Source organism: Flindersiella endophytica (assembly GCF_054779015.1).
The window spans coordinates 14,718-38,740 of the sequence record NZ_BAAGYY010000009.1 but is presented as its reverse complement, the minus strand read 5'-3'; the positions used below and the strand labels follow the sequence as shown (position 1 = coordinate 38,740).

At 69.8% G+C, this 24,023-nt stretch carries 28 protein-coding genes and 1 pseudogene; 12 read left to right on the top strand and 17 right to left on the bottom strand.

Annotation, left to right across the window (positions count from 1 at the left end):
• Nucleotides 1–7: 7 nt before the first annotated feature.
• Nucleotides 8–484, top strand: a pseudogene (locus ACYVF6_RS05495) (transposase); the annotation flags it as partial.
• An 87-nt stretch (nt 485–571) separates the two neighbouring features.
• Here the strand turns inward: ACYVF6_RS05495 and ACYVF6_RS05490 are convergent.
• On the bottom strand, nt 572–1,003 hold the full coding sequence (locus ACYVF6_RS05490; protein ID WP_460516519.1) for a GlcG/HbpS family heme-binding protein: 432 nt from the start codon (nt 1,001–1,003) through the stop codon (nt 572–574).
• Between the two features lie 93 nt (nt 1,004–1,096).
• On the opposite strand from ACYVF6_RS05490, the gene ACYVF6_RS05485 reads away from it, so the two are divergent.
• The gene (locus ACYVF6_RS05485) at nt 1,097–1,534 is read left to right on the top strand and encodes a MarR family winged helix-turn-helix transcriptional regulator (RefSeq protein ID WP_460516516.1); all 438 of its coding nucleotides are present in this window, start codon (nt 1,097–1,099) and stop codon (nt 1,532–1,534) included.
• Between the two features lie 287 nt (nt 1,535–1,821).
• Here the strand turns inward: ACYVF6_RS05485 and ACYVF6_RS05480 are convergent, their stop codons facing one another.
• Genes ACYVF6_RS05480 through ACYVF6_RS05470 form a run of 3 tightly spaced genes read right to left on the bottom strand, consistent with a single transcriptional unit; the run spans nt 1,822 to nt 3,684 of the window.
• Complete coding sequence (locus ACYVF6_RS05480) at nt 1,822–2,562, bottom strand: SAM-dependent methyltransferase (RefSeq protein ID WP_460516513.1); 741 nt, start codon at nt 2,560–2,562, stop codon at nt 1,822–1,824.
• Nucleotides 2,559–2,864: a hypothetical protein gene (locus ACYVF6_RS05475; protein ID WP_460516510.1), complete on the bottom strand. Its 306-nt coding sequence runs from the start codon at nt 2,862–2,864 to the stop codon at nt 2,559–2,561. The genes ACYVF6_RS05480 and ACYVF6_RS05475 overlap by 4 nt, the downstream gene beginning before the upstream one ends.
• A gap of 4 nt (nt 2,865–2,868) precedes the next feature.
• Nucleotides 2,869–3,684 (bottom strand): helix-turn-helix domain-containing protein, encoded by an 816-nt coding sequence (locus ACYVF6_RS05470; RefSeq protein ID WP_460516507.1) that lies wholly within the window; start codon nt 3,682–3,684, stop codon nt 2,869–2,871.
• Between the two features lie 18 nt (nt 3,685–3,702).
• On the opposite strand from ACYVF6_RS05470, the gene ACYVF6_RS05465 reads away from it, so the two are divergent.
• A complete protein-coding gene (locus ACYVF6_RS05465; protein ID WP_460516504.1) occupies nt 3,703–4,830 on the top strand; it encodes a dipeptidase in 1,128 nt (375 codons plus the stop codon).
• A gap of 136 nt (nt 4,831–4,966) precedes the next feature.
• Here the strand turns inward: ACYVF6_RS05465 and ACYVF6_RS05460 are convergent, their stop codons facing one another.
• The 3 genes from ACYVF6_RS05460 to ACYVF6_RS05450 all read right to left on the bottom strand — a co-directional run bounded on the left by ACYVF6_RS05460 (nt 4,967) and on the right by ACYVF6_RS05450 (nt 6,533).
• The gene (locus ACYVF6_RS05460; RefSeq protein WP_460516501.1) at nt 4,967–5,263 is read right to left on the bottom strand and encodes a Uma2 family endonuclease; all 297 of its coding nucleotides are present in this window, start codon (nt 5,261–5,263) and stop codon (nt 4,967–4,969) included.
• Entirely contained in the window at nt 5,254–6,096 is an 843-nt protein-coding gene (locus ACYVF6_RS05455) for an SRPBCC family protein (protein ID WP_460516500.1), read from the bottom strand. The genes ACYVF6_RS05460 and ACYVF6_RS05455 overlap by 10 nt, the downstream gene beginning before the upstream one ends.
• 77 nt (nt 6,097–6,173) lie before the next feature.
• A complete protein-coding gene (locus ACYVF6_RS05450) occupies nt 6,174–6,533 on the bottom strand; it encodes a hypothetical protein (RefSeq protein ID WP_460519384.1) in 360 nt (119 codons plus the stop codon).
• 30 nt (nt 6,534–6,563) lie between these two features.
• On the opposite strand from ACYVF6_RS05450, the gene ACYVF6_RS05445 reads away from it, so the two are divergent.
• Entirely contained in the window at nt 6,564–7,280 is a 717-nt protein-coding gene (locus ACYVF6_RS05445; protein ID WP_460516497.1) for a copper homeostasis protein CutC, read from the top strand.
• A 25-nt stretch (nt 7,281–7,305) separates the two neighbouring features.
• On the opposite strand, the gene ACYVF6_RS05440 is transcribed toward ACYVF6_RS05445, so the two are convergent.
• The 3 genes from ACYVF6_RS05440 to ACYVF6_RS05430 are packed head-to-tail and all read right to left on the bottom strand — an operon-like array spanning nt 7,306 to nt 9,668.
• Nucleotides 7,306–7,920 (bottom strand): class I SAM-dependent methyltransferase, encoded by a 615-nt coding sequence (locus ACYVF6_RS05440; RefSeq protein ID WP_460516494.1) that lies wholly within the window; start codon nt 7,918–7,920, stop codon nt 7,306–7,308.
• The gene (locus ACYVF6_RS05435) at nt 7,847–8,086 is read right to left on the bottom strand and encodes a class I SAM-dependent methyltransferase (RefSeq protein WP_460516491.1); all 240 of its coding nucleotides are present in this window, start codon (nt 8,084–8,086) and stop codon (nt 7,847–7,849) included. Before ACYVF6_RS05435 ends, ACYVF6_RS05440 begins: the two co-directional genes overlap by 74 nt.
• Before the next feature lie 31 nt (nt 8,087–8,117).
• The gene (locus ACYVF6_RS05430; protein WP_460516488.1) at nt 8,118–9,668 is read right to left on the bottom strand and encodes a beta-N-acetylhexosaminidase; all 1,551 of its coding nucleotides are present in this window, start codon (nt 9,666–9,668) and stop codon (nt 8,118–8,120) included.
• A gap of 131 nt (nt 9,669–9,799) precedes the next feature.
• On the opposite strand from ACYVF6_RS05430, the gene ACYVF6_RS05425 reads away from it, so the two are divergent.
• Genes ACYVF6_RS05425 through ACYVF6_RS05415 form a run of 3 tightly spaced genes read left to right on the top strand, consistent with a single transcriptional unit; the run spans nt 9,800 to nt 11,684 of the window.
• Nucleotides 9,800–10,552: an SDR family oxidoreductase gene (locus ACYVF6_RS05425; protein ID WP_460516485.1), complete on the top strand. Its 753-nt coding sequence runs from the start codon at nt 9,800–9,802 to the stop codon at nt 10,550–10,552.
• Between the two features lie 2 nt (nt 10,553–10,554).
• A complete protein-coding gene (locus ACYVF6_RS05420; protein ID WP_460516482.1) occupies nt 10,555–10,776 on the top strand; it encodes a hypothetical protein in 222 nt (73 codons plus the stop codon).
• A 20-nt stretch (nt 10,777–10,796) separates the two neighbouring features.
• Nucleotides 10,797–11,684 carry a sigma-70 family RNA polymerase sigma factor family protein gene (locus ACYVF6_RS05415; RefSeq protein ID WP_460516479.1) on the top strand — a complete coding sequence of 296 codons (888 nt, stop codon included), beginning with the start codon at nt 10,797–10,799 and terminating at the stop codon, nt 11,682–11,684.
• 37 nt (nt 11,685–11,721) lie between these two features.
• Here the strand turns inward: ACYVF6_RS05415 and ACYVF6_RS05410 are convergent, their stop codons facing one another.
• Nucleotides 11,722–12,207, bottom strand: coding sequence for a carboxymuconolactone decarboxylase family protein (locus ACYVF6_RS05410; RefSeq protein WP_460516476.1), 486 nt, complete (start codon nt 12,205–12,207; stop codon nt 11,722–11,724).
• Nucleotides 12,208–12,347: 140 nt separating this feature from the next.
• Between ACYVF6_RS05410 and ACYVF6_RS05405 the strand changes: the two genes are divergently transcribed.
• The gene (locus ACYVF6_RS05405; RefSeq protein WP_460516473.1) at nt 12,348–13,214 is read left to right on the top strand and encodes an RNA polymerase sigma-70 factor; all 867 of its coding nucleotides are present in this window, start codon (nt 12,348–12,350) and stop codon (nt 13,212–13,214) included.
• On the opposite strand, the gene ACYVF6_RS05400 is transcribed toward ACYVF6_RS05405, so the two are convergent.
• The 4 genes from ACYVF6_RS05400 to ACYVF6_RS05385 form a co-directional block, all read right to left on the bottom strand.
• Nucleotides 13,204–13,893, bottom strand: coding sequence for a DinB family protein (locus ACYVF6_RS05400; protein WP_460516470.1), 690 nt, complete (start codon nt 13,891–13,893; stop codon nt 13,204–13,206). The two genes, ACYVF6_RS05405 and ACYVF6_RS05400, sit on opposite strands and share 11 nt — an antisense overlap.
• Nucleotides 13,894–13,945: 52 nt before the next feature.
• On the bottom strand, nt 13,946–15,898 hold the full coding sequence (locus ACYVF6_RS05395; protein WP_460516468.1) for a HelD family protein: 1,953 nt from the start codon (nt 15,896–15,898) through the stop codon (nt 13,946–13,948).
• Between the two features lie 89 nt (nt 15,899–15,987).
• A complete protein-coding gene (locus ACYVF6_RS05390) occupies nt 15,988–16,962 on the bottom strand; it encodes a methyltransferase family protein (protein WP_460516465.1) in 975 nt (324 codons plus the stop codon).
• Nucleotides 16,955–17,938 (bottom strand): hypothetical protein, encoded by a 984-nt coding sequence (locus ACYVF6_RS05385; RefSeq protein ID WP_460516462.1) that lies wholly within the window; start codon nt 17,936–17,938, stop codon nt 16,955–16,957. Before ACYVF6_RS05385 ends, ACYVF6_RS05390 begins: the two co-directional genes overlap by 8 nt.
• A gap of 63 nt (nt 17,939–18,001) precedes the next feature.
• Here ACYVF6_RS05385 and ACYVF6_RS05380 point away from each other — a divergent pair, with 63 nt between their 5' ends.
• Nucleotides 18,002–18,640 (top strand): TetR/AcrR family transcriptional regulator, encoded by a 639-nt coding sequence (locus ACYVF6_RS05380; RefSeq protein ID WP_460516459.1) that lies wholly within the window; start codon nt 18,002–18,004, stop codon nt 18,638–18,640.
• Nucleotides 18,641–18,681: 41 nt separating this feature from the next.
• On the top strand, nt 18,682–20,502 hold the full coding sequence (locus ACYVF6_RS05375) for a glycoside hydrolase domain-containing protein (RefSeq protein WP_460516456.1): 1,821 nt from the start codon (nt 18,682–18,684) through the stop codon (nt 20,500–20,502).
• A 13-nt stretch (nt 20,503–20,515) separates the two neighbouring features.
• Here the strand turns inward: ACYVF6_RS05375 and ACYVF6_RS05370 are convergent, their stop codons facing one another.
• The gene (locus ACYVF6_RS05370; protein WP_460516453.1) at nt 20,516–21,280 is read right to left on the bottom strand and encodes a DUF6597 domain-containing transcriptional factor; all 765 of its coding nucleotides are present in this window, start codon (nt 21,278–21,280) and stop codon (nt 20,516–20,518) included.
• A 51-nt stretch (nt 21,281–21,331) separates the two neighbouring features.
• On the opposite strand from ACYVF6_RS05370, the gene ACYVF6_RS05365 reads away from it, so the two are divergent.
• Nucleotides 21,332–21,916 (top strand): TIGR03086 family metal-binding protein, encoded by a 585-nt coding sequence (locus ACYVF6_RS05365; RefSeq protein WP_460516450.1) that lies wholly within the window; start codon nt 21,332–21,334, stop codon nt 21,914–21,916.
• A 2-nt stretch (nt 21,917–21,918) separates the two neighbouring features.
• Here the strand turns inward: ACYVF6_RS05365 and ACYVF6_RS05360 are convergent, their stop codons facing one another.
• A complete protein-coding gene (locus tag ACYVF6_RS05360) occupies nt 21,919–22,536 on the bottom strand; it encodes an alpha-ketoglutarate-dependent dioxygenase AlkB family protein (RefSeq protein WP_460516447.1) in 618 nt (205 codons plus the stop codon).
• Between the two features lie 102 nt (nt 22,537–22,638).
• Between ACYVF6_RS05360 and ACYVF6_RS05355 the strand changes: the two genes are divergently transcribed.
• A complete protein-coding gene (locus ACYVF6_RS05355; RefSeq protein WP_460516444.1) occupies nt 22,639–24,012 on the top strand; it encodes a bifunctional transcriptional activator/DNA repair enzyme AdaA in 1,374 nt (457 codons plus the stop codon).
• The last annotated feature ends 11 nt before the right edge of the window (nt 24,013–24,023 follow it).

The window sequence follows — 24,023 nt, the reverse complement described above, 5'->3', positions numbered from 1 at the left end:
CCGGCCGATCGCGGGCGAGTCATCGTTGATCGACCAGATCGTCGGTGAGGGCGCCCGCCGGATACTGGCCGAAGTCCTGCCGGGCCGAGGTCGACGCCTATATCGCCGCGTTCGCTGACGAGCGGGACGAGCACGGCCACCGCCTGGTCGTGCGCAACGGCTACCACCAGCCCCGCGAGGTACTCACGTCGGCCGGGGTAATCGCGGTGACCGCGCCGCGGGTCAACGACAAGCGCACCGACCCGGACGCCGGTGAACGGAAGCTGTGCCTGCTGGTGATGATCGGTGTGCGTGCTGATGGCCGCAAGGAACTGGTCGCGCTGGCCGATGGCTACCGGGAGTCAACCGAGTCGTGGGCGATCTGCTGCGGGACTGCTGTCGGCGGGGCATGGTCGGGCCTGTGCTGGCCGTCGGCGACGGGGCGCTGGGGTTCTGGGGCGCGTTAGGTGAAGTCTTCCCGCAGACACGCGAGCAAAGGTGCTGGTCGCGAGGACCCCAGGGCCGTGAGGACAAGCCCCACCGTGAGCGATATGAGGCCGGTCATCGTGCGGATGGCATGCGATTGGTGATGTCATCCCGCTTCGGGACGTGCTGCAGCTCTCGGGGCGAGGCCGAGTGCGAAATCGACGCACTCGTCGTCCTGCTGGGGCGTGCTGCCGCTGACGGCGACGGCCCCGATGACGGCGTCGCCGCGTCGGATCACGCGGGCGCCGGCGCCTGCGACGATTGGCGTCCCGGCGATCTGGGAGAGCTGGGCAAAGAGGGCCGGCCAGGTTTGCTGGAGCTTGATGAGGTCGGCACCGTGGCGACCCAGCAAGGCGATGCTCGTCGCTTTCTCCGGGGCGACGCGCGCGGACAGCGGCGGTGCGCCGTCCATGCGGTCCATGAGGCGGAGGTGGCCGCCTTCGTCGGCAATCGCGACCGACAGCCGGGCACCGATCGCGGTCGCGTGCTGCTGGATGCGGGTGCTGAGGTCTCGGGCTTCCTGCTGGGTGAGCGGCATCGTCTACCCCAATTCCTTGGATGAACCAATCTTGGACGGACCAAGGGTAGCGCGAATCGTGGGACGAGCCAAGGGATTGGCTAGACTGCCGTCATGGAGGTGGAGGCGCAGGAAGCGCCGGCCCGGCTGCGCGGCAAGCCGAGCTGGCTGATCAGCAAGACGTCGGCGCGCACACACCGGCTCATCGCGGAGGCGATGACGGCTGTCGGCGCACACGCCTACCACTTCGCGATCCTCGCCGCACTCGAGGAGTTCGGGCCGCAGAGCCAGGCACGGATCGGCCAGCGCTGCGGCATCGACCAGAGCGACATGCACGCGATGCTCGCCGAGCTCGCCGAGCAAGGGCACATCCAGCGCGCGCCAGACCCGGACGACCGCCGGCGGAACCTCATCACATTGACGGCGGCCGGACGGAGGCGGATGGTCGCATTGGACACCGCGGTGTCCGGCGTCCAAAACGACGTGTTCGGCCTGTTGTCCGACGAGGAGCGCAGGCTGTTGGTCGACATGCTCACCCGCGTGATGGGCTGACCAAGCACACCGCGTCGCATGGACCGCGATCCGATCGCCGCTGCCCGGGCTCAATTCGGTCGCCCGCCCGCTACCACAAGGGGACGACCCACGATCCGCGCCGATTGGCCCACAGCACTCGGCCAGAGCCACCCATCATCGCTGCCCTCGCCAAAACGTCATCCGATCCACAGGATTCGACAATTGCTCGCCGCCGCGTCGGAAAGATGATCGACGGCGAGTACTGGCGGTACTGGGCGTCCTAGCGTGGCCGGATGGCCGAGGAAAGCCCGTCGGCAGAGCCATTCCTACGCAGACTTCCGAGCAGCCAGGATCGCGAACGAGAGGTATTCGCCCTGGTCGGCTTCGAGCATCGCGATCGTCGGCTGGTGGGCTCCGGCGCAGGCCCACAGCAGCCAGTCGTCCCAGCCGTGGGCCTGTAGCCGGGCCGAGGTCACGGTGACCAGTTCGGTGATCTCCCAGTGGAACCGCCACCATTCGGCGGTGTGCCAGGCGATCGCCTCCCAGCCGACGAGGGCCTTGATGTGCTCCGGGATGTAGCCCAGCTCGCGGATCTCCTTCGTCATCCCTGGCGTCGCGATCCCGAGTTGCCCGCCGGGACGCAGGAAGCCCGTGAGGTACGGCAGGTAGCCGTCGGCCGTTCCGAAGTACTCGTAGGAGTCGATGCTCACGACCGCGTCGAACGACTCGGGCTCGAACGGGAGCGCGTGCGCCTCCGCCCGTACGGCTTGAACCCGGTCGGAGACGCTGGCCTCGGCGAACACCGCGTTCGCCTCCTCGGGCGGCACCCAAAGGTCGGCCGCGACCACCTCGACGCAGAACTCCCTGGCGAGGAACACCGACGTCGCGCCCTTGCCCGAGCCGAGGTCGAGCACGCGCATGCCAGGGCGGAGGTCGAGGTCGCCCGCCAGGTCTTCGAGCAGCCACAGCGGATTCGGCCCCATGTCGAGGTTCAGCAGCCACGCGGGGTCGTATCCCGCCGAGCGAGGGTAGATGTCCGGGCGGACGAGGTCATGCAGTGCGCTCACGACGAAGCAGCTAACCAGATCGCGTCGAAGTGCCGGACCTCTCGGTCGTAGTCCGCCAGCACCGCCTGCGCCTGCGGGGTGACGTGCGCCTGCTCGTAGTGGTCGCCGGCGAAGGCGCGGATGGCGTCGAGTGAGTCGAACATCGTCAGCGTGCGCAGCTCGAGGTCGTCGCGCAGCAGGTACGCGCCCCGGAAGCCGTCGATACCGCGAAGGTCGGCGACGACCGAGGTCTCGAAGATGCGCTGGTAGCTGTCGGCGGCGGCCCGGCTGCTGGTCCGGGCGCTCCAGATTCGGCAGATCATGCCGTCAGCCTCGCAGCGGAAGATCCCTACCGGCTTGAAGATCCGTGCTCAACAGCTGACGTACGCCGCGCGGCGGTACGCCCGTCTCGGCGCGGACCGTACGCGTGAGGTGCGCGTGGTCGGCGAAGCCGAGGTCGGCCGCCAGCCGCGCGAGGTCGGTCTCGCCGGCCTCGATCCGGTCAAGAGCCAGGCGTACGCGCAGCCGGTTCCGGAACCTGGTCAGCGTTTCGCCGGTCACCCGGCGGAAGACGCGGCTGAGATGTGAGCGGGACGCGCCGACGTCCCGGGCCAGTGCGTCGAGGGTGAGCGTCGCCGGATCGGCGGCCAGCCGTTCGCGTGCGGCGTGGGCGAGGCGCCGGTGCGCGGCGTCAACCGCGGCTGGACGCGGCGGCTGCCGCAGCAGGTCGGCCGCGAGCACGGCAACGCGCTCGGCCAGTTCGAACTCCTCGGCACCGTTTCGGGCCCGAGCGACGAGCACCCGGTGCGCCAGCCAGCTCCTCGCCGTCGTACGGATCGGGCCACGGGCATCGGAGTAGGAGTGGGTGTAGCGGTCCGCGAGCGTGATCACGGTGCACACGTCCTCGACGCCGGGCCGGTGGGCGATGCTGTGCTCGTCGCCGGGCTGGCCGGCGTAGGCCAGCATCGGGTCCGCGACGCCATCCCAGCCGCCGAGCCGGAGCCGGAAGACGCCTCGGCGGACGAATACCAGGCGCTGCGTCGCCAGCGGCTCCGGTTTGGTCCATGCCGAGGTGTCGCGGACGATGCGGAGCTCGTCGATCGCGAAGCCGCCGCCAACGGCCAGCCGTCGAGTGGTGCGCATAAGGAAAGATAAACCCTTGTGAGCATTGAGCGCGCGAAGACGATCCTGGCAGCCCATCCGCTGATCGACGGTCACAACGACCTGCCGTGGGAGTTCCGGCAGCAGGTGGCCTACGACCTCGACCGGCTCGACCTCACCCAGCCGGTGCCGACCACGCAGACCGACATCCCGCGGTTGCGGGCCGGCGGCGTGGGCGGGCAGTTCTGGTCGGTGTTCGTGCCGAGCCGGCTGCAGGGTGACAAGGCGGTCTCCGCGACGCTCGAGCAGATCGACTTCGTACACGCGATGGTGCGGCGCTATCCCGACACGTTCGCGCTGGCGGGTACGGCCGACGACGTCGTGCACGCGATGGACGGCGGCCGGATCGCCTCCCTGCTGGGGATGGAGGGTGGGCACTCGATCGACAGCTCGCTCGGAACGCTGCGGATGATGTACGAGCTCGGCGTGCGCTACATGACATTGACGCACAACGACAACGTGCCGTGGGCCGACTCCGCGACCGACGAGCCGAAGCTCGGGGGCCTGTCGTCGTTCGGCGAGTCCGTGGTCGCCGAGATGAACCGGATCGGCATGCTGGTCGACCTCTCGCACGTCTCGGCCGACACGATGCGGGCCGCTCTGGCGTGCACGTCGGCGCCGGTGATCTTCTCGCACTCGTCCGCACGCGCGGTGTGCGACGTACCCCGTAACGTGCCCGACGACGTCCTGCGCTCGTTGCCGGCGAACGGCGGCGTGTGCATGGTGACGTTCGTACCCGAGTTCGTCTGCCCGGAGTCGGCCGAGTGGCGTTCGGAAGCGGCTGCGGCGGCACGCGAGGTCGGCATCGATCCGCACGACCTGCAGGCGTTCTTCCCGTTCACCAAGGACTGGATGCGCGACCACCCGAAGCCGAGCGGAACGGTCTCCGACGTGGTCGCACATGTCGAGCACGTCCGGGAGGTGGCCGGCATCGACCACATCGGCCTGGGCGGCGACTACGACGGCACGGACGTCTTCCCGGAGGGCATGGACGACGTGTCGGGCTACCCTCTGCTGTTCGCGGCCCTGCTCGAGCGCGGCTGGTCGGAGGACGACCTCGCGAAGCTCGCGAACGGCAACATCCTGCGGGCCTTGCGCGCCGCCGAAGCGGTGGCGGCCGCGGCGTGAGCGACGGCGCACGCGCCGGCCGGGTCGAGCTGCACTGCCACCTCGACGGCTCCGCCCGGCCGCGGCCTGATGCACTACATCGGCCACATCGACGTCGCGTTGCTGGTCCTGCAGACGTCAGACGCCCCGCGCCGTGCTAATACTCGAGCTGCGCCCAGTCGATCTCGATCTTGATGGGGTTCGTAACCTCGGGTTTGCTGCCTGCTTCGTCCTTCATGAACGTGCCGAGGTGCTTGTAGGACCTGGACGCCTCGTCGAGCCGGTAGCGCTCGATGACCGAGACGCCGGTCATGTCCACGCGCACGATCCAATAGTGCGGTATGCCGCATTTGGCGTACTCCGCGGGCTTGTCCACGGTGTCGGTGGTCTCCGAACCAGGCGAGACGATCTCAACGACGAGCAGTGCGCAGTCTATGGGCCAGATCAGTCCCATTCGATGCGGCGCCAGGCGTGGCCGAGCTCGTGCATGCGCTTGAGCTCGATCAGGAAGTTCTGCCACCCGATCTGATACCCCTCGGCAGAGTAGTCGCCGAAGCCCGAATGCGTGATCGTGACCTTCACCGCGCCGTACGACGTCTCGACCAGGTCCCAGCGCACCTGGGTGTCCGGCCGGCCCTCGATCCGCCAGCTGTACGCAAGCACCCGATTCGCCGCGAAGTCGACGATGCGCGCCGGCCCGTGGTCCCAGCCGAACTCGTAGCGGCCGCCGACCCACGGCTCGACCACGGCCTTGCCCGCGATCCACCGGTCGAGCTGCTCGGTCTCGACCAGCGCGCCGAAGACCTGCTCCGCCGGCGCGCGGATGACGATCTCCGCGCGGCCCACGCCGCGGTACGACGTGGTGAAGTCGTGGCGGTCGGCCAGGTCGAGGCCTTCGCAGTAGTTGGCGAGGTTCGCGGTCGACAGGAACCAGAAGTCGCTCAGGTTGGCGGCGTCGAACTCCCATGGTGGCGGATCGTCCTGGACGAGATAGAGGCTCGTGCCCTCACCATGTGCCTCCAACGCCAGCTCACACAGGCGTTCGCGGTCGCCGATCAACCAGGCGAGCCGGAGCAGGCGGTCCGGATCGTAGGCGAGCAAGCGCTGCCGGTGACGTTTGCCGTTTGGGGTGAAGCGTCCCCAAAACTCGTAATGTCCGTCTGGCATGGACACGTCGGCTCGTTCGGCGAACCAGCGAGTCAGTGCCATCGGATCGACCAGCGCCCGGTAGACGTCCGCCGGTGCGGCCGCAATGTGCGCACGGATGGTGAAGCGGTTCTGGGTCATGACGCGGCCCCTTGCGTTGTGGCCCTGGTTGGACTTTCACCGCGTCAGTGCTGGTATGTCAAGCCGAAATCGGGAGATCAGATGCTTGACGGCTTGTGGTAGAGCTTGCCGAGTTGTGCGACGGACATCCCGGAACGCTCGCAGACCCAGTGCGGATCGGCGCCCAGATCGGGGTTGATCCGTAGTTCGTGCGGTTCGACCGCATCGCAGGAATGGCAAAGTGGCCAGCGTCCAACCGCGTCGAACAACGCATCCTGGACATCCTGCGCGAGCTGGCCGGCGACGTAGTCGGCGCCTTCCGGCCACTCCTGCACCCACCAGCGGCGTTCCGCGACGGCGTCCTCCAGGATCGACACGCCACGTGGATCGGCGAAACCGCAGGCCTGCAGATCATGGAGTACGAGCGCACGCGCACCCATCAGCGGGTCATCGACCATCACGTTGCGGTTCCTGGCAGGCTTCGGGGTATGACGCGCGCCTTGCTCGAGATCATCGCTCTTGGCCCGGCGGATGCGGCAGCCGCTGCGGAGGGCGGCGCCGACCGCCTGGAAGTGGTCACGTCGATGGACGCCGACGGGCTGTCGCCGGAGCCGCGGGTGATCGCGGAGATCCGCCGGGAGACTGACCTGCCGATGCGGGTGATGTTGCGGATCAACGAGGGTTTCAGTACGACTCCTTCGGATCTGAATCGTCTTGTGCTGCTGGCGGAGGAATACAGCCATGCCGGCGCCGACGGCTTCGTGTTCGGCTTCCTCACGCCGACGCTCGAAATCGATGTCGACGTTACGCTTCGGCTGGCCGAAGGGCTACGCGACTTGCCGTGGACGTTCCACCGCGCCATCGATCACGCCCTGGACGCTGACCAGGCCTGGACCGCGCTGAAGCCGATGGTGGGTGCCGGGCTCGACAACGTGCTGACGGGCGGCTCGGCTCGTGGCGCCGGCTCCGGCGTCGACGCGCTGGTCACCCGGGCGCGTTCCGACCGGCTGGCAGCTGACCTGATCATGGCGGGCGGCGGATTGCGCGCCGAGCACGTGCCGTGGCTGGCGCAGGCCGGCGTACGCGCGTACCACGTCGGCACGGCCGTGCGCCCGGACGGCTCGTGGAAGGCTTACGTCGACGCGGGTTACGTCCGCTCGTGGCGCACGCTCGTCGACGAAGAGGTGTCCCGCGCCGCCGACTGATCGGAGTGTTCGGCTGAGCGGCCGGTCAGGCTGTTCCGCGGACGGCCCAGGCTCGCGCGGTCAGCCGGATCGTTCCGTCGGACTCGGCGGGAACCCGAGCGCGGAGCCGTTCCCGCAGCGCGGCCTTGCGGTCCTCCGGCAGCGTCGCGACGTAGGTGGGCGCTGAGCCCTGCCCGCCCAGGAACGGCGTCCAGTAGTCGTCGAATCCGGTGAACACCGTCGGCACGTCGATCGCCTCGACGGCGACCTCGCCGAGCCCGGCGCCAGCCCACAGCTGCCGTAGCCCTTCCGGCCGGCACAACGGGAAGCGCAGCCCTTCGTCCAGGTCGGCGGCCGCCGGATCGAGCGCGACAGCGGCGTCCCAGAACAGCCGCATCATGACCATGCCCTCGGCGTAGTCCCACACATACGCCGCGACCGTTCCGCCCGGCGCGACGGCCCTCGCGAATCCAGCGACCGCATCGGCCGGCGACGGCATGAAGTTCAGCGCGAGCCCGCTGACCACGACGTCGAACTCACCATCCGGCAGCGCGTCGGCGCTGCCGGAAACGAAGCTCGCCCGCGGGTCAACGATCCGCGAGCGAGCTTCCTCGAGAAAACCTGATGACGGGTCGACGCCCCACGACACGTTCGGGAGCACCGGCCGCGAGCACGGCCGCGGTGAGCGCGCCCGTGCCACAGCCGACGTCCAGCCAGCGCAGCCCACCGGGCAGGCCGAGCTTGCCGACGAACTCCGGTGCCACGGTTCGGCTCCACCGCCCGACGTAGGCCTCGTAGGCGCCGCCCACGGCCCACACGTCCTTCATACAGCGAAGCGTAGGCCGCGAAACGGGAGCGTCAGTCCAGTTTCCGGTAGTTCACATCCAGAGCGTCGAGCCGGGCCAGGTGCGGCCGCAGCCGCTCGGCGACGAACGTCTCGAACGGGTCGACCGCGGCCGACGGGTCGCGCCACACCGCCTCGGCGAACGCCAGCGCCCGCGGCGCCCACATGTACTCCACGTGCTCCGGCGTCGGCATGTACTCCGTCCACACGTTGCACTGCGAGCCGAGGATGTGCGCCGCGGCCTCGTCCGACAGGCCCGCGGGCACGACCTGGTACTCGTACACCTTCGACAACGGGATCAGGCTGCCGATCGCGAGCGGCTCGCCGTCTCCTTCGGCCTGGTAGTAGTCGAAGTAGAGGTAGGTGTTCGGGCTCATCACCACGTCGAGCCCACCCTCGGCCGCCTCGATGCCGCCCTTCTCGCCACGCCACGACATCACGACGACATCGTCGGGCAGTGCCGACGGGCCACCGCCCTCGAGTACCTCGTCCCAGCCGACCATCCGGCGGCCCTTGCCGGCCAGGAACTCGGCCATCTGCTGGCTGAACCACGGCTGCAGATCCTCGGCGCTCGAGAGGCCGAGCTCCGCGATCCGGCGCTGGGCCGCCGCACTGGCCTCCCACTCGCCACGCGGGCACTCGTCGCCACCGGTGTGGACGTACGGCGCCGGGAACAGCTCGACGACCTCCGCCAGCACGTCGCGGCAGAACTGCACGGTCGGCTCTTCGACGTTCAGCACCTGGTCGGCGATGCCCCAGCGGGTACGCACGGAGTACGGCCCGGTGCCGTTGCCGAGCTCCGGGTACGCCGTGATCGCCGCGACCATGTGGCCCGGCATGTCGATCTCGGGTACGACCGTGACGAAGCGCTCGGTCGCGTACGCGACGATCTCGCGGATCTCGGCCTTGGTGTAGAAGCCGCCGTGCCGCTTACCGTCGTAAGTCGCCTCGGCCTCGGACTGCCGGCCGTGTCCGACCAGCGTCTCCCCGCGCCAGGCGCCGACCTCGGTGAGCTTCGGGTACTTCTCGATCTCGAGCCGCCAGCCCTGGTCCTCGGTGAGGTGGAAGTGCAGGACGTTCAGCTTGTGCAGTGCGAGCAGGTCGATGAACTTCAGCACGAAGTCCTTCGGCATGAAGTGCCGGCCGACGTCGAGCATCGAGCCGCGCCAGCCGTACGCCGGCTGGTCCTCGATCTCGACGGCGGGAACGGTCCAGTCGCGCTCGACCCGGGTGGCGGAGAACGCCTCGGCCGGCAGCAACTGGCGCAGGCTCTGCACGCCGTAGAAGGCGCCGGCCGCGTCGCCACCGATGATCTCGATCTTGTCCGGGGTGACGGTGAGGCTGTAGGCCTCCGGGCCGAAGCGGTCGGCGTCGACCGTCAGCGAGATGCCGGCGGAGCCCGCGTCGGCGGCGGGCTCGAAGCTGAAGCCGGTCGCCGGGCCGAGCGTCGTGCGCAGCGCGTTGGCGGCCTGCGTGGATGCCTGGTCGGCGTACAGCGTGGTGGTCGCGGTCAGCGCGAACGCACCGTCTCGGCGTTCGAGTTTCCGAGGCTTCGGGATTATCATGCAGGGAACCTAACAGATAACTCTGCCGCCGATCCAGAGGTAGGGCTGTCACAGGTCGCGGGGCTGTCCGGTCCTAGCTGGTGACCGGACGGCGATCAGGCCCCGGCAGACAGTGGGCAGAGAGGGTTGTCATGAAGATCGTGGTTATCGGCGGCACCGGCATGATCGGGTCGAAGCTCGTCACGATGCTGGGCGAGCACGGCCACGAGGCGGTTCCGGCCTCGCCGAACACCGGCGTCGACACGCTCACCGGCAAAGGCCTGGCCGAGGTCCTGACCGGTGCGGCCGTGGTGATCGACGTGTCGAACTCCCCGTCGTTCGAGGACAGCGCCGTCCTGAAGTTCTTCGAGACCTCGACCGGCAACCTGCTCGCCGCGGAGGCCGAGGCCGGCGTGGGGCACCACGTCGCGTTGTCGATCGTCGGAACCGACCGGCTGCCGGAGAACGGCTACTTCCGGGCGAAGCTCGCGCAGGAGAGCCTGATCGAGAAGTCGTCGATCCCGTTCTCGATCGTGCACGCGACGCAGTTCCACGAGTTCGTCCGCAGCATCGCCGACACCTCCACCGTGGACGGGAAGGTCCGGATCGCGTCGGTGTACTTCCAGCCGATCGCGGGCGTCGACGTCGCCAGGAACGTCGCCAAGGTGGCGATGGAGGCGCCCTTGAACGGCAGGGTCGAGATCGCCGGGCCGGAGCGATACCAGATGGACGAGTTCTTCCGGAACGCGCTGGCCGGCTTGGGCGATCCGCGCGAGGTGGTGACCGACGAGCACGCGCTCTACTTCGGGTCCGAGGTGACGCGGCAGAGCCTGGTGCCGATCGGCGCCGCGGTTCTCGGCGAGGTCACCTACGCCGAATGGCTGACCCAAAACGAAGGGAAGTGACGATGAGCACACCTGACGGAGGCGATGAGGTCCTGCGCGGCCTGGAGATCGAGGTCCAGGAAGAGATCGGCCTGGCCGAGGCGTCTCACCCGGAGACCGAGGCCGAGCTGCCGGCGACCGAGTGGCTGTTCGACCCGACCGACGTCGAACGCGAGGAGGTCGGGCTGCGCAGCCTGCTCGACGCCGTGGAGACCATGGAGCACCCTGGCGACAAACCTGTCTGAGCAGGTGAAAAGCTGTCGAGGTGGCGAATCTGGACGACCTCGACGAAGCCGCGGCCGTCTTCTCGCGAGTACGGCCGCGGCTGTTCGGCATCGCCTATCGCATGCTCGGCAGCGCCACCGAGGCCGAGGACCTGCTCCAGGACGCCTGGCTGCGCTGGCAGTCCTACGACCGTGGCACGGTCGACGATCCGGCGGCGTTCCTGGCGACGACGGTCACCCGGCTGGCGATCAACACCCTGCAGTCGGCGCGAGTCCGGCGCGAGACCTACATCGGGCCGTGGCTCCCCGAGCCGGTCGACACCTCCGCCGACCCCTACCTCGGTGCCGAACGCGGTGAGGCGCTCAGTCTGGCGGTGCTGCTCCTGCTGGAGCGCCTCACTCCGACCGAGCGCGCGGCGTACGTGCTGCGCGAGGCGTTCGACTACCCATACGCCGAGATCGCCGAGATCGTGCAGGTCAGTGACGCGGGCGCGCGGCAGCTCGTCAGCCGGGCCCGCAAGCACCTGGTGTCCGGGCGGCGTGCGACGGTGACCGGAGCCGAGCAGCGCCGGCTGCTGACCGCGTTCGTCGGCGCCGCCCGGTCCGGCGACCTGGCCGAGCTGGAGAAGGTGCTCGCGGCGGACGTGGTCAGCTACTCCGACGGTGGCGGCGTAGCGCGGGCCACCCGCATGCCGTTGGTGGGCAGGCGCAAGGTGGCGAACGTGATCAAGGCGTACTGGCCGCAGTACTGGGTCGGCGTCGAGATCGAGTGGGGCACGGTGAACGGGCAGCCGGCCGCTCTGCTCCGCCGCGACGGCGTGCTGTCCGGCGTCATCACCGTCGACGTGACCGAGGACGGCATCGGCCAGCTGCTCTGGTTGTTGAACCCCGCCAAACTCGGCGCCGCCGGCCCGGCCCGGACCGGGTGATCCTGGACCAGGCGCGGCAGTGCCGGACTCGGTTGGGTCAGTCGGTGAAGCCGGCGAACTGTCCGGGCTCGTACGAACCGCCCTTGAGCCGCAGGATCACGGCGAGCCGGTTGGCGGCGTTGATCTGGGCGACCAGCGAGACCAGGGCCGCGATCTGGTCGTCGTCGTAGTGCTCGCGTACCTCGGCCCAGGTTTCGTCGGACACGCGGGTGCTGGCGTCGGCGAACCGGGTGCCCTCCTCGGCGAGCGCCAGCGCCGCCCGTTCGGCCGCGGTGAACACGGTCGACTCGCGCCAAGCGGTGACCAGGTTGAGCCGGGTCGAGGTCTCACCGGCGGCCGCGGCGTCCTTGGCGTGGGCGTCGACGCACCAGCCGCAGCCGTTGATCTGGCTGGCCCGCAGCTGTACCAACTCCTGCGTCGGCTTCGGCAGCGTCGACTGCGTGATCACCAAGCTGGCGTTGGCCAACCGCTTCGCGAACTTGGCACCGAGTTCGTTGTCCATCAGGTTGAAACGGGGTTCCATCAGGCTGTCCTTCACATCGTGGTGTCGTACCGAACGACCACCAGATGCCTGCGGGGCGGGCGCTGTGACCGGTCCGGCGCTGTGACCTGAGCCACGGGCAGGAGTTGTCACAGGGCCGGGGAGACTGGCGTCTAGTGCACATGGATCCAGCCACCGAGGCGTTCGTCGCCCACCGCAACCTGCTGTTCACCGTCGCTTACGAGATGCTCGGTTCGGCGGCCGACGCGGAGGACGTGCTGCAGGAGACCTGGCTGCGCTGGGTAAGTGTCGACCTCGGCGAGGTGCGGGACCGGCGGGCGTACCTGATCCGGGTCACCACGCGGCAGGCACTGAGCCGGCTGCGTACGCTCGGCCGGCGCAAGGAGTCGTACGTCGGGCCCTGGCTGCCTGAGCCGTTGCTGACAGCGCCCGACGTGGCCGAGGACGTCGAGCTGGCCGACAGCGTGTCGATGGCGATGCTGCTGGTGCTGGAGACGCTGAAGCCGATCGAGCGGGCGGTGTTCGTGCTGCGTGAGGTGTTCGCGCTCGAGTACGACGAGATCGCGGAGGCTGTGGACAAGAATCCGGCCGCGGTCCGTCAGATCGCGCACCGAGCGCGGTCCCACGTCGCGGCCCGGCGGCCACGTACGGTCGTGTCGCCGGCCGAGACCCGTGGCGCACTCGAGGCGTTCCGGCGGGCGGTCGGAACGGGCGACCTGCAACCCCTGCTCGACATCCTCGCGCCGGACGTCGTCCTGCTGACCGACGGCGGCGGCGTCAAGCAGGCCGCGCTGGCGCCGATCTCCGGGGCCGACGAGGTGGCCAGCGTGCTGGCCCGGTCCCGGATCGCCGCGGCGCTGGAGCCCACGCAGGTCAACGGGCGGCCCGCGCTGATCGTGCGCCTGGACGGCGAGATCGACTCTGTCCTGGCCGTCCACATCGAGGACGGCCTGATCACCGGGCTCTACGCCGTTCGCAACCCGGAGAAGCTGTCGCGCATGGACCAGGAGACCGTGCTCAGCCGATGAGCGGGAAGCGGTCGACGTGCTCGCCGAGGATCCGCTGTTCCGGCGGCTGCAGCCTCTCCCTGCCGGTGGCCTTCAGGATCCAGGTGTGGTCGTTCCACTCTGGACGTTCGGCCTCGTTGCCGAGCAGGGCGGACAGCACCTCGGAGGTGTGCTGGATGGCGCCCGGCCGTGGGATCGGCTTGCCCGGCAGGTCGAGCAACATGTCGAAGTGATGGATCACGGCTTCGACGGCGAGCGTGCTCAGCAGGTCGGTGATCGTCATCAGGTGCCGCTGGGTCGCGATCACCCGGGCTCCCGGAGCGAACTCGATCACCTGCAGCACTGCGCGGGCCGTCACGTCCCAGTCGTAGACCAGGTGCTTCGGCTCGGGGTATGCCGACGCCGAGACCCGGACGAAGCGGGAGTGCTCGTCGGCGCCCGCGGCCGTGCGGGTGCGGGCATGGTCGAGCCAGTACGTCAGGTAGTTGAGGTCGGGCTCGCCCTTCGGCGTGCTGGAGAACGCGACCAGCGCCCGCCGGGCGTCCAGCAACAGGTGGAAGATCAGGTCTGCCACGACCCAGCCGGAGCAGCGGGTCGGCCGGTAGAAGTCGCCTGGACCGAGCGACGTGATCAACCGGTTCAGCTCGGTGTACGCGTCGGCCGCCGCTGCCTGCGCGACGCGGTGGTGCAGTGGTTCCAAGGCAAGCCCTCCTGATCCGCCCGCTTCGCCCCCTCGACGCGACCCTATCGATTCAGGCTCTGTCGAGCTGTCCGGGCAGCGGCAGGCTGTGGACGATCGCCAGCGAGGTCACGGCGCGGGTCAGGCAGACGTACAGCCGGCGCAGTCCGGTCGGCTCGTCGGCTTCGCCCGCGACGATTCCGGCCGGCTCGACGAGCACCACGTGGTCGAACTCCAGGCCCTTGGCCAGCGACGCCGGCACGACGTCCAGCCGGGCGTCCACGTCGTCGGCGTCGCCGAGGACGGAGTAGTCGATGCCGGCCTCCTCCAGGCCGAGGCGCAGCTTCTTCACCTGCTCGTCGGCCGCGATCAGCCCGACCGACCCCGGCCGGTCCAGCATCTCGCGGACGGCGGCGACCCCGGTGCCCACCCAGTCGGCGGTCGCGCTGATCACCAGGTCACCGCGGGTGCGCCGGACCGACGTCGGCGGCGTGAGGCTGGGCGCGATCGTGGGCAGCAGGCGCGCGGCGTACTCGATCACGTCGGCCGGCACGCGGAAGCCCAGCGTCAGCTCCTCCAGATGGGCGTCCGGCTTGCCGAGCTGCTCCATCGCGAACGCCCAGTCGCGTACGGCCCACGGGGTGGTCGCCTGCGCGAGGTCGCCGAGTACGGTCGCCGATCCCGTGGAGCAGCGGCGGCCCACCGCGCGCAGCTGCATCGGCGACAGGTCCTGTGCCTCGTCGAGTACGACGTGGCCGAGGCTCGGCATCCGGTCGATGACGTCGGTGAGCTCGTCGATCAGCGCCGCGTCGGCCAGCGACCAGCGGGCGGTGCCCGGCGAGCGCGGCGGCTTCGGCCAGAGCAGGAGCGCCTGCTCTTCCTCGCTCAGGATGCTGTCGGCCTGCGTGGCGAGGAACTCCGGCTCGGTGAGCAGGCGGAACAGCAGCTTGGCCGGGTCGACGACCGGCCACAGCGTGTCGGCGTACACCTTCACCGGGCGGCTGCGCGCGACGGCGTTCTGCACGCGGTCGTCGGGCGAGTCACCGTCGGCCTCCATGCGCAGCAGGATCGCGTGCGCCAGCCGCTGCGGCAGCATCGCGCGACCGGCGCCGTAACGGACGCCACGGTTGCGGATGCCCTCCAGCAGTTCGGCCGCCTCGTACGCCGGGATGCGGAAACGCCGCGACCCGCGCGGCACGATCAGGCCTTCGGTGGGCTCGGCGAGGTGGGACCAGACCGCGCGGTGGAGCACGGTGGCCATCCGCGCATCGCCTTTGAGCGTGGCGACGTCGGCGGGGTCTTCTCCACGGATCTGTGTCTTGCCGAGGAGTTCGGCGACCGTGGTTTGACGGGCCTCGATCTCGCCGAGCGCCGGCAGCACGTCGCCGATGTAGCGCAGGAACGAGTCGTTCGGGCCGATGACAAGCACGCCTTGACGGCGGAGCTGGTCGCGGTGGGTGTAGAGGAGGTACGCGGCCCGGTGCAGGCCGACCGCGGTCTTGCCGGTGCCGGGTGCGCCTTGCACGACGACCGTTCCGGCGATGCCGGACCGGACGATCTCGTCCTGCTCCGGCTGGATGGTGGCCACGATGTCGCGCATCGGGCCGACGCGCGGCCGCTCGATCTCGGCTTCCAGGATGTGGCTCGCGTGGGCGGCCTCGGCCGGGTCGGTGAGGTGCTCGTCCTCGAACGCCGTGAGCTCGCCGTGCTGGTAGCCGAAGCGGCGACGCAGCTTGACACCCATGGGGGTCGCTTGGTTGGCGCGGTAGAACGGCACGGAGACGTCGGCGCGCCAGTCGACGACCATGGGCTCGCCGTCCGCGTCGGTGACGTGGCGGCGGCCGATGTAGAACAGCTCGCCCCACGGCCCGGAGCCGGGGACGTAGTCGAGCCGGCCGAAGAACAGGGCGACGGTCGGATCGTCTTCGAGGGCTTTGGCCCGCCAGTAGAGGCTGGCCTTGAGGTATTCGTTCGAGACGGCGTTGCCGCCTGCGTTGGGATCGAGGTTTTGAGTCCGTTCCCGCATGCGCTGCAGGGCGGCCCGTGAGCTGGTCAGATGCGCTCGCTCTGCGAGGAGGACTGGGTCGGGATCATCTCCAGGCACAAGGAGCTACCTTACCGGCGCAGGGGACCGGCTTCCACGGGTTTAGTCCGTGGCACAGTCCGCGGCACCTTCGGCAGCCAGGGACGGACCGTGGCCTGGTAGGCACGCCAGCGGTCGCCGTGCTCCGCCCGGAGACGGTCGCCTTCGTGCCAGCCGGCCAGCCCGGCGCCGTAACAGAAGGCGAATCCCGCGGCGACGAGCAGCCTGGCGTCGGCGAGGCCGATCGCGAGGACGAGGTAGATCAGCGTCATCGACAGCTGCATGGGGTTGCGGACCCATGCGTACGGTCCGGTGGTGACGAGCTTTCGCGGCGGGTCGTACGGCAGGGGTGTGCCGTGGCCGCGCCTGGCGAACTCCCAGACCGCTGCCAGGCCGAGCGCCGCCGGCGCGGCGAGGGCGGGCGCGAGCGGGAGCAGGCGAGCCGGGTCGACGTCGAGCAGGTAGAGCGGGAGGCCGAACATCAGGCCGGCCGCGAGTCCGGCCTGGGCGGCGACGCGGAGCCAGAGCCGGCGGCGGGCGATCGTCCAGCGGGCGAGGAGCTGGGCGGGGACCAGCGCGGCGAGGATGCCGATGAGCTCGCCGGTGAGCCAGTCGTCGCCGAGGTGGACGACCGGTTGGGCGAGTGGCATGACGGCGAGGTCGAGCAGGCCGAGTCCGGCGGCGACGCCTGCGAGGTTGAACCTGGTCGGGGCGAGGGCGGGGACGGCGCCCCAGAGCAGCGACCAGCCGAGCCAGAGGTCGACGGGGATGCCGGCGGCCATCGCGCCGTCGGCGTCGAACGTCCACCAGCCGAGGCGGATCGCGAGCTGGTTGAGCGCGAACAACGCGAGGACGTTCCATGTGGTGGCGACGATGACGGCGGCGAGCTCGGGGTCCTCCAGCTTGCGGCGACTGGGGCGACTGCGGCGCCTGCTCGCGGCGAGGGCGAGCGTCGCAAGCAGCGGCGCGAAGAACGCGACCGCGCGGATCAGGGCCGGGTCACGCATCTGCGGGCTTGGTGCCTGGGTCGGTAATGGTGACGTTGAGGTAGTCGGCGACGCGGGCCATGCCGTAGCGCTGGAGCGGGCCGAAGTACCACGCGGGGTCGAACGTGCGGTGGTAGCGCAGCGTCCAGCGGACGGTTGTGCTGGTGGGGCTCTTGGCGCGCCAGGTGACTTCGGCGGTGTCGAAGTCGAGCCAGCGAGCGGCCGTACTGTCCTGGACGATCGTGAAAACCACCCTGCCGGGCCGGCTCTCGGTCACGCGCAGGCGCATCGACCTGGGCGTCGGCTGCGCGCCGATACCGAGTGAGCGGCGCGGTGTGAACGTGACGAACCGTTCGTCGCCGGGGTCCAGGCCCTGGCCCGTGGCGTGGAGCGGCTGTGGGAAGCCGACGCGGAGGAACGTCGAGGTGGGCCGGCCGTACGTCGGTGTTCGTGCCAGCGCTGCCTGGATGTCGGCCGGACCGGCCTGGGCGACGATCCGTTCGGAGACGGCGGTCTCGCCGCGTGGCATCGAGGTCTCCGGGCTGACGCCCTCGAGACACATCAGCAGCACCGGAACGATCGCGACGGCCGCGACTCCACGATGACCGGCCTTGCGAGCCGCTTCAATGATCAGACCGACGAAGACGGCGATGAGGTAGAAGAGCGGGGCCGAGAAGACCAGGCAGATCACGCCCTCGCCGAGCAGCGGCCCGGCCAGCATGAGCCCGATCGTGGTGGCGACGACGGCGGTGCCGACCGCACCCCGCGGCCGTGCAGTCACTGCCACCGTGATCGCGATCACCGCCGGCAGCCCGACGTAGAACGCGGCGCTCTGCTCGAGCCCGCCGGCGTGGAGGATCCGGAAGAGCAGGAAGGCCGCGAACAACGCCACCAGGCTGGCTACGAGCGTGTGCCGCCACCAGTACCGCCACCAGCGCCGCCCCCTGGCCGCTGCTTCCGCCGGCTCTTGCTCTGGCTCGTGCGCCTCGTCTGCCATCGCCCGTCTCCTCCCTTTGAGCGCCTAGTTTAATCACTCGATTAAACCGTAGCATTAACAGCCATGGCCAAGGGATCGAAGCTGTCCGGAGAAGAGACCCGCGCCCGGCTGGTGGTCGCCGCGACGGTGTGTTTGCGTGAGCTCGGGTATGCCGGCACTTCCGCGCGGACGATCGCCCGGGCCGCGGAGGTCAATTCGGCGTTGGTCTTCTATCACTTCGGCAGCGTCGACGCGCTGCTGCTCGCCGCTCTCGACAAGGGGTCGGAGGAGCGGATGGCCGCCTATCTGCCGCTCGCCGAGCAGGCCAAGACGCTCGAGGAGCTGGTCGAGGTCGGCACCGAGGTCTACCGCGCCGACCTCGAGGGCGGGCACATCGCCGTCACGAGTGAGCTGGTCGCCGCCTCCGTCGCGCGCGAGAAGGTCGAGCTGCGCAAGCAGATCGTCGCCAGGACCGAGCCGTGGCTGAAGCTGGTCGAAGCTCAGCTCGAACGTGTCGTCGGCGGCACTCCGTTCGGCCGGCTGGTGCCGCCGAAGGACCTGGCGAACGCCGCCGTGACGTTCTATCTCGGCGTCAACCTCTTCACCGTTCTCGACGAGGATCGCACGCGTACGGAGTCGCTCTTCGGGCTGGCGCGGCGCCTCGCGCCGAGGGCGAAACTGCTGACGATGCGACTCCCCGGACGACGTAAGACCAGTCGTTAGATGTTTCTATCGGTGCGCGGCCGGAAACAAACCGTTCCGTCATGCGTACTCCGTCGAAGCACATCCCCGCACGGCTGTTCCGGGCTCTCGCAGCAGCCGGACTGTCCGTTGTGCTGTTGGCGAGCTCCAACATCGCCACGGCCGAAACCTCAACGACACGCACGGTCAGCTATCAGGGCTTGAACTTGCCCGTGCCGGCCGGCTGGCAGGTGCACGATCTCAGCCGAGATCCCCGTACCTGCGTCAGATTCGACCAGAACGCCATCTACCTCGGTACGCCAGGCGACGAGCAACGCTGCCCGGCAAGGGCGTTCGGCCGTACGGAAGCGATCCTCGTCCAGCGCGCGCCGGCCACTGCCGCAGGCGGCTTCTCGACAGCCGCCATCGGTGAGAAGCGGTCGATCACGAGCCGCGCCGGTGCGGACGACCGGGCGAGCACGGTCCTGTCCGGGACCGGCCTGATGGTCACCGCGAGCTACGGCGAGCGTCCCGAACTGGTCGACCAGGCCATCGGCCAGGCGACCTACCGCGGCCCACAGCGCTTCACACCCAAGGCGAAACCCGACACGTTCCCCAGTTCGGAGCTGCCGAGCCAACCGGCCCAGCCGACCCAGCCAACTGAGCCAACTGAGCCGACCCAGCCCGGTCTGTCCGCGAAGACCCAAGGCGGCAAGGCCGTTGGCGGCACCGCGACGCAGTACACCGGTTACGGCTTCGACACCTGCACGGCCCCCTCCAAGTCGACGATGCGTGCCTGGCTGAAGTCGCCGTACCGCGTCGTCGGCGTCTACATCGGCGGCGTCAACCGCGCCTGCGCCGACGGAAACCTCAACGCCGGCTGGGTTCGCACGGCTGCCGAGGACGGCTGGCGGATGCTGCCGATCTACGTCGGACGGCAGGCGCCCTGCGTACACCAGAAGGACCTCGGCAGGATCCGTTCCAAGGACGCCGCCGGCCAGGGCCGGGCCGCCGCCGACGACGCGGTCAAGCGCGCCAAGCACTTCGGCATGTCGCCGGGAAGCACGCTCTACAACGACATCGAGGGCTACGACGACACCAACGCAGGCTGCCGCAAGGTCGTGTTGTCGTTCCTCGGCGCGTGGACGAAACGCCTGCACGAGCTCGGATATCTCTCCGGCGTCTACTCCAGCGCGAGCTCCGGTATCAAGCACCTCTCCGGCGCGTACGCCTCCAAGTCGTTCGTCCGGCCCGACGCGATCTGGACCGCCCGCTGGGACAAGAAGTCGAGCCTGAGCGAACGCAACGTCGACGGCTCGCACTGGTCGATTCACCAACGTGCCAAGCAACATCGCGGTCCGCACATCGAGAAGTGGGGCGGCCGCAAGATCGAGATCGACAGCAACGTCATCGACGCCCCGCTGGCCTCGGCTCGCTACCGTTTCAAGGTCGACGCGAAGCAGCCGTTGCGCACTCGCAGCGGCCCGAGCACCAGCTACCCCTCGATGGGCACCCGCCCGGCCGGCGGCACGCTCGACGTGATCTGCCGGACCATCGGCCAGCGCGTCGGCACCACGAACGTGTGGTCGCGCCTGTCCGACGGCAGTTTCGTCAGCGAGGAGTACGTCGCGAACCCGCGCAAGGTCTCAGCTCCGGGCTGCAGTCATGCGTTCCAGGTCGAGACGCAGGTGCTGCGGGTACGCGCGTTGCCGGGCCTGGCGGCGGCGATCCAGAGCACGATCCCGCTCGGCGGGCTGGCCTACATCCAGTGCCAGGGCCCGGGCGACCCGGTCAAGGGCAACAACATCTGGGACCGGCTGGGCCGCAAGCTGTGGGTCTCCGACCACTACACCGCGAGCCCTGGCCGGCCGACGTTCACCAAGGTGATCCCGCGCTGCAGTTGAGCGGGAGGCGGCTTCAGTAACGCTCGGCGTACCAAGTCGGCGACTCTCCGAACATCGACTTGAAGTCGCGGGCGAAGTGGGCCTGGTCGGCGTAGCCCAGGTCGGCCGCCAGCTCCGCCCAGTCGATCTGGGCTCCGTTGGCCAGGCGCTCGGTCACCTCGTGCAGGCGGTAGCGGCGGATCACCCACTTCGGGCCGATGCCTACGTAGTCGGCGAACAGCCGCTGCAGCGACCGTACGCTCGTGCCGGCCTCGTTCGCGATCGCGTCGACGCGGGTCAGGTCGGGCTTCGACGCGATCCGGGCCACGAGGTCGGCGGCTTCCTCAGCCTTCGGATCCGGTGACGGCCGGCAGGCACGGAGGTAGGCCTCGACGTCCTCGATGCTCGGCAGCCCGAGCGGCCCGGCGAGCTCCGGCGATTCGGGCTCGAGCACGTCGCGCGGGTCCAGCACCTGGTCGGTGATCGTCGAGACGGGCCTGCGCAGGAACGGCCGGAAGCCACCCGGCCGGAACTGCACGCCGAACACGCCGCTTCTGCCTTGCAGCACACGGATCTGGGCCTTGCTCGTCACCCCGGCCAGGAAGCCCCGGCCGTCGCGGAACGTCAGGTTCACGCGCGGGTACGACACGATCTTCTGGTCGTACGGCTCGGCGTAGTCCCAGGTGACGACCCAGTAGTGGTCGACGTACAGCGCCAGATCCGGCGCGGGCGGGGGGAACGAATGCACCTGGAACTTGGTCCAGGCGCCACCCAGCTCGCGGCTGTCGCGTTTGTTCAAGACACCCGCCGCGTGGTGTGTTTGGCTCTGTCCATGTCACCCATGCTGTCCATGTCCAACGCCCAGTTTATGGCCCGTGCGGCCGACGTCCTGCGTGAGATCGCCGGCCACGTCAAGCCGGACCAGCTCGACTTGCCGACGCCGTGCACGGAGTTCGACGTCCGCAAGCTGGTCAACCACCTGCTGTTCTGGGGCCCGTCGCTGGTCGGCGCCGGTCGCAAGGAGACCGTGCCGCCGCCTGCCGAGTCCGAAGCTGACGTGGACCTGACGACAGCGGGCGACTGGCAGGCCGCGCTCCTGGCCCACCTGGCGAACGTCGTCGACGCGTGGAGCCGGCCGGACGCGTGGGAGGGCGTCGCGCACCTCGGCGGGCCGATGGAGCTGCCGGCCGACCTGATCGGCGGCATGGTGGTCGGCGAGCTGGTCGTACACGGCTGGGACCTTGCCCGGGCGACCGGGCAGCAGCCGGTCTGGGACGACGAGCTCGCCGAGTACCTCCACGGTGAGGTCGCCAAGAGCGCGGAGGTGGGCCGGCAGATGGGCGTGTACGCCGAGCCGGTCGCCGTACCGGAGTCCGCGTCGCCGCTGGACCGCATGCTCGCCCTCTCCGGCCGCGACCCGGGCTGGACTGCCTGACGTCAACGCTGGGCTTGGTACCGGCTCGAGATGTTCACGCTGATCCGCGGCCCGGCCGGCGTGGCCTGCTTCGGCACGCTGTGCACCCAGTCCCGCTGGCACCGGCCGCCCATCACGATCAGGTCGCCGCCGGCGGGTTTCAGTACGACACTGCGCCCGCCGGATCGAGGCTTGATCAGGAACCGCCGGGTCGCGCCGAGGCTGAGCACCGGCACGACGCACTCCGTACGCCGGCAGGTCGCCCAGTCGCCGTGCCAGCTCGTGCTGTCGCGGTGGTCGCGGTAGTAGTTGATCCACAGCCCGTCGTACGGCACGCCGTAGTGCTCCGACAGTGCGGCGACCATCGTCCGCAGCATCTCGTCCGGCGCCTGGCCGAGGTCGGTGTACTCCGCGGTCAACCGTGGCTCGATCCTGTCCTGGTCCGCGATCCGCCGGGTGCGCTGCTCCCATGCCGCCTTCTCGATCAGCGACCGGAGCAGGAGATCCTGCCCGCTCAGCCAGGCGGGTACGTGCTCGATCCACGACCTGTCGTCGAGCTGAATACGTTGCGCGGTCGCGAACGTCCGGTCGAGTGCGAGGTCGCCGCCGGCGAAGAGATCGAGCTGCGTTGCTTCGTCCATGCGTTCAGGTATAGGTCGGCGCCGGTCGTGCGGCCGGTCAGATTCGGACACAGTTCCAACGGCACTGGTCGCCGGCCGCCGGGCGGCATACGGTCGAGCGACATGACGACGTACTCCGCGGTGGTGACGACCGGCATCTACTGCCGGCCGGGCTGCGGCGCGAAGCCGCTGGCCGAGAACGTCCGCACGTTCACGCTGGCCGCGGCGGCGGAGGCTGCCGGCTTCCGCGCCTGCCTGCGCTGCCGGCCGTACCGCATCGCCGGCTCACTGCCGTGGGACGCGCCCGAGCTGGTCTGCCGGGCGATCCAGCTGATCATCGCCGGCGCGCTCGACGACGGCTCCGAAGCCGAGCTCGGCCGCAGGCTCGGGCTGTCGAGCAGGCATCTGCGCCGGCTGTTCCAGGACTACCTCGGGCTTACGCCGGACCAGCTCGCGCGGTCCAGGCGCGCGCACTTCGCCCGCCGGCTGCTGGACGACACCGATCTGGCGGTCGTCGACATCGCGTTCGCTTCGGGGTTCGGCAGCCTGCGGCAGTTCAACCGGACGATCCGGGAGGTCTTCCGGGCGACGCCGCAGGAGCTGCGCGGCCGGCGCCGGCGCGCCGACCGGCTCGCGGCCGACGGCGGGCTGACGCTCCGGCTGCCGGTCAGCGGACCGTACGACTGGGACGCGCTCGGCGGACTGGCCGCGGAAGCCGTTCCGGGCGTCGAGGTGGTCGACGACGACGGCACGTACCGCCGCACGATCGCTCTCGACGGCGACCCGGGCCTGCTCGAGATCACCCGCTGGGATGCCGATCACCTGCTGCTGCGTGCCCATCTGCCTTACTGGGAAGGGCTCATCCACGTCGTCGAGCGGGTGCGGCGGATGTTCGGCCTCGACATCGACCCGACGGAGACCAGCCTGGCAAGCGATCCGGTCATCGGTCCGTTGATCCGGGCCAGGCCGGGACTGCGGGCGCTCGGCAGCTGGGGATCATTCGAGGCCTGCGTCCGAGCGGTTGTCTTCCAGGCCTGCGACGCCAGCGATTGCCGTGCGATCCTCGGCCGGCTGGCGGAGCTGGCGGGGCCCTCGGTGCCGGGGCTGCCGGCGGGGTTGACGCACGCGTTCCCTTCCGCCGAAGCGGTCGCGGCAGCAGACCTTGGGCCGCTCGGCCTGCCGCCCGAGGTCGCTGGCGGCTTGAACCGGCTGGCGACCGCGATCGCAAGTGGCGAGCTGATGCTCGACGGATCCGCCAGCTTGGACGAGCTCGCCGCATCGGTAGGCGCGGCCACCGACCTCCCGCCGGCGACCGTCCAACGCCTGGCCGTCCGCCTCGGCGAGCCCGACGCGTTCCCGGCTGATTTGGCCGGTGCAGCGGCAGCCGAGGCCTGGCGCCCGTGGCGCTCGCTGGCCGCCGTCCACCTCCTTGCCAACGACGCGGCGGCACCGAACGCCCAGACCGGCACGACGCCGCAACCATCGACGATGCGGTAGCCGCGTCCTTT

Excerpts from the sequence above, each read along its gene's own strand:
- ACYVF6_RS05490 (WP_460516519.1), bottom strand. The coding sequence starts at position 1,003 with ATGCCGCTCACCCAGCAGGAAGCCCGAGACCTCAGCACCCGCATCCAG.
- ACYVF6_RS05485 (WP_460516516.1), top strand. The coding sequence starts at position 1,097 with ATGGAGGTGGAGGCGCAGGAAGCGCCGGCCCGGCTGCGCGGCAAGCCG.
- ACYVF6_RS05475 (WP_460516510.1), bottom strand. The coding sequence starts at position 2,864 with ATGATCTGCCGAATCTGGAGCGCCCGGACCAGCAGCCGGGCCGCCGCC.
- ACYVF6_RS05470 (WP_460516507.1), bottom strand. The coding sequence starts at position 3,684 with ATGCGCACCACTCGACGGCTGGCCGTTGGCGGCGGCTTCGCGATCGAC.
- ACYVF6_RS05460 (WP_460516501.1), bottom strand. The coding sequence starts at position 5,263 with ATGGGACTGATCTGGCCCATAGACTGCGCACTGCTCGTCGTTGAGATC.
- ACYVF6_RS05455 (WP_460516500.1), bottom strand. The coding sequence starts at position 6,096 with ATGACCCAGAACCGCTTCACCATCCGTGCGCACATTGCGGCCGCACCG.
- ACYVF6_RS05450 (WP_460519384.1), bottom strand. The coding sequence starts at position 6,533 with ATGGTCGATGACCCGCTGATGGGTGCGCGTGCGCTCGTACTCCATGAT.
- ACYVF6_RS05445 (WP_460516497.1), top strand. The coding sequence starts at position 6,564 with ATGACGCGCGCCTTGCTCGAGATCATCGCTCTTGGCCCGGCGGATGCG.
- ACYVF6_RS05435 (WP_460516491.1), bottom strand. The coding sequence starts at position 8,086 with ATGAAGGACGTGTGGGCCGTGGGCGGCGCCTACGAGGCCTACGTCGGG.
- ACYVF6_RS05430 (WP_460516488.1), bottom strand. The coding sequence starts at position 9,668 with ATGATAATCCCGAAGCCTCGGAAACTCGAACGCCGAGACGGTGCGTTC.
- ACYVF6_RS05425 (WP_460516485.1), top strand. The coding sequence starts at position 9,800 with ATGAAGATCGTGGTTATCGGCGGCACCGGCATGATCGGGTCGAAGCTC.
- ACYVF6_RS05420 (WP_460516482.1), top strand. The coding sequence starts at position 10,555 with ATGAGCACACCTGACGGAGGCGATGAGGTCCTGCGCGGCCTGGAGATC.
- ACYVF6_RS05410 (WP_460516476.1), bottom strand. The coding sequence starts at position 12,207 with ATGGAACCCCGTTTCAACCTGATGGACAACGAACTCGGTGCCAAGTTC.
- ACYVF6_RS05405 (WP_460516473.1), top strand. The coding sequence starts at position 12,348 with ATGGATCCAGCCACCGAGGCGTTCGTCGCCCACCGCAACCTGCTGTTC.
- ACYVF6_RS05395 (WP_460516468.1), bottom strand. The coding sequence starts at position 15,898 with ATGCGGGAACGGACTCAAAACCTCGATCCCAACGCAGGCGGCAACGCC.
- ACYVF6_RS05390 (WP_460516465.1), bottom strand. The coding sequence starts at position 16,962 with ATGCGTGACCCGGCCCTGATCCGCGCGGTCGCGTTCTTCGCGCCGCTG.
- ACYVF6_RS05385 (WP_460516462.1), bottom strand. The coding sequence starts at position 17,938 with ATGGCAGACGAGGCGCACGAGCCAGAGCAAGAGCCGGCGGAAGCAGCG.
- ACYVF6_RS05380 (WP_460516459.1), top strand. The coding sequence starts at position 18,002 with ATGGCCAAGGGATCGAAGCTGTCCGGAGAAGAGACCCGCGCCCGGCTG.
- ACYVF6_RS05375 (WP_460516456.1), top strand. The coding sequence starts at position 18,682 with ATGCGTACTCCGTCGAAGCACATCCCCGCACGGCTGTTCCGGGCTCTC.
- ACYVF6_RS05365 (WP_460516450.1), top strand. The coding sequence starts at position 21,332 with ATGTCCAACGCCCAGTTTATGGCCCGTGCGGCCGACGTCCTGCGTGAG.
- ACYVF6_RS05360 (WP_460516447.1), bottom strand. The coding sequence starts at position 22,536 with ATGGACGAAGCAACGCAGCTCGATCTCTTCGCCGGCGGCGACCTCGCA.
- ACYVF6_RS05355 (WP_460516444.1), top strand. The coding sequence starts at position 22,639 with ATGACGACGTACTCCGCGGTGGTGACGACCGGCATCTACTGCCGGCCG.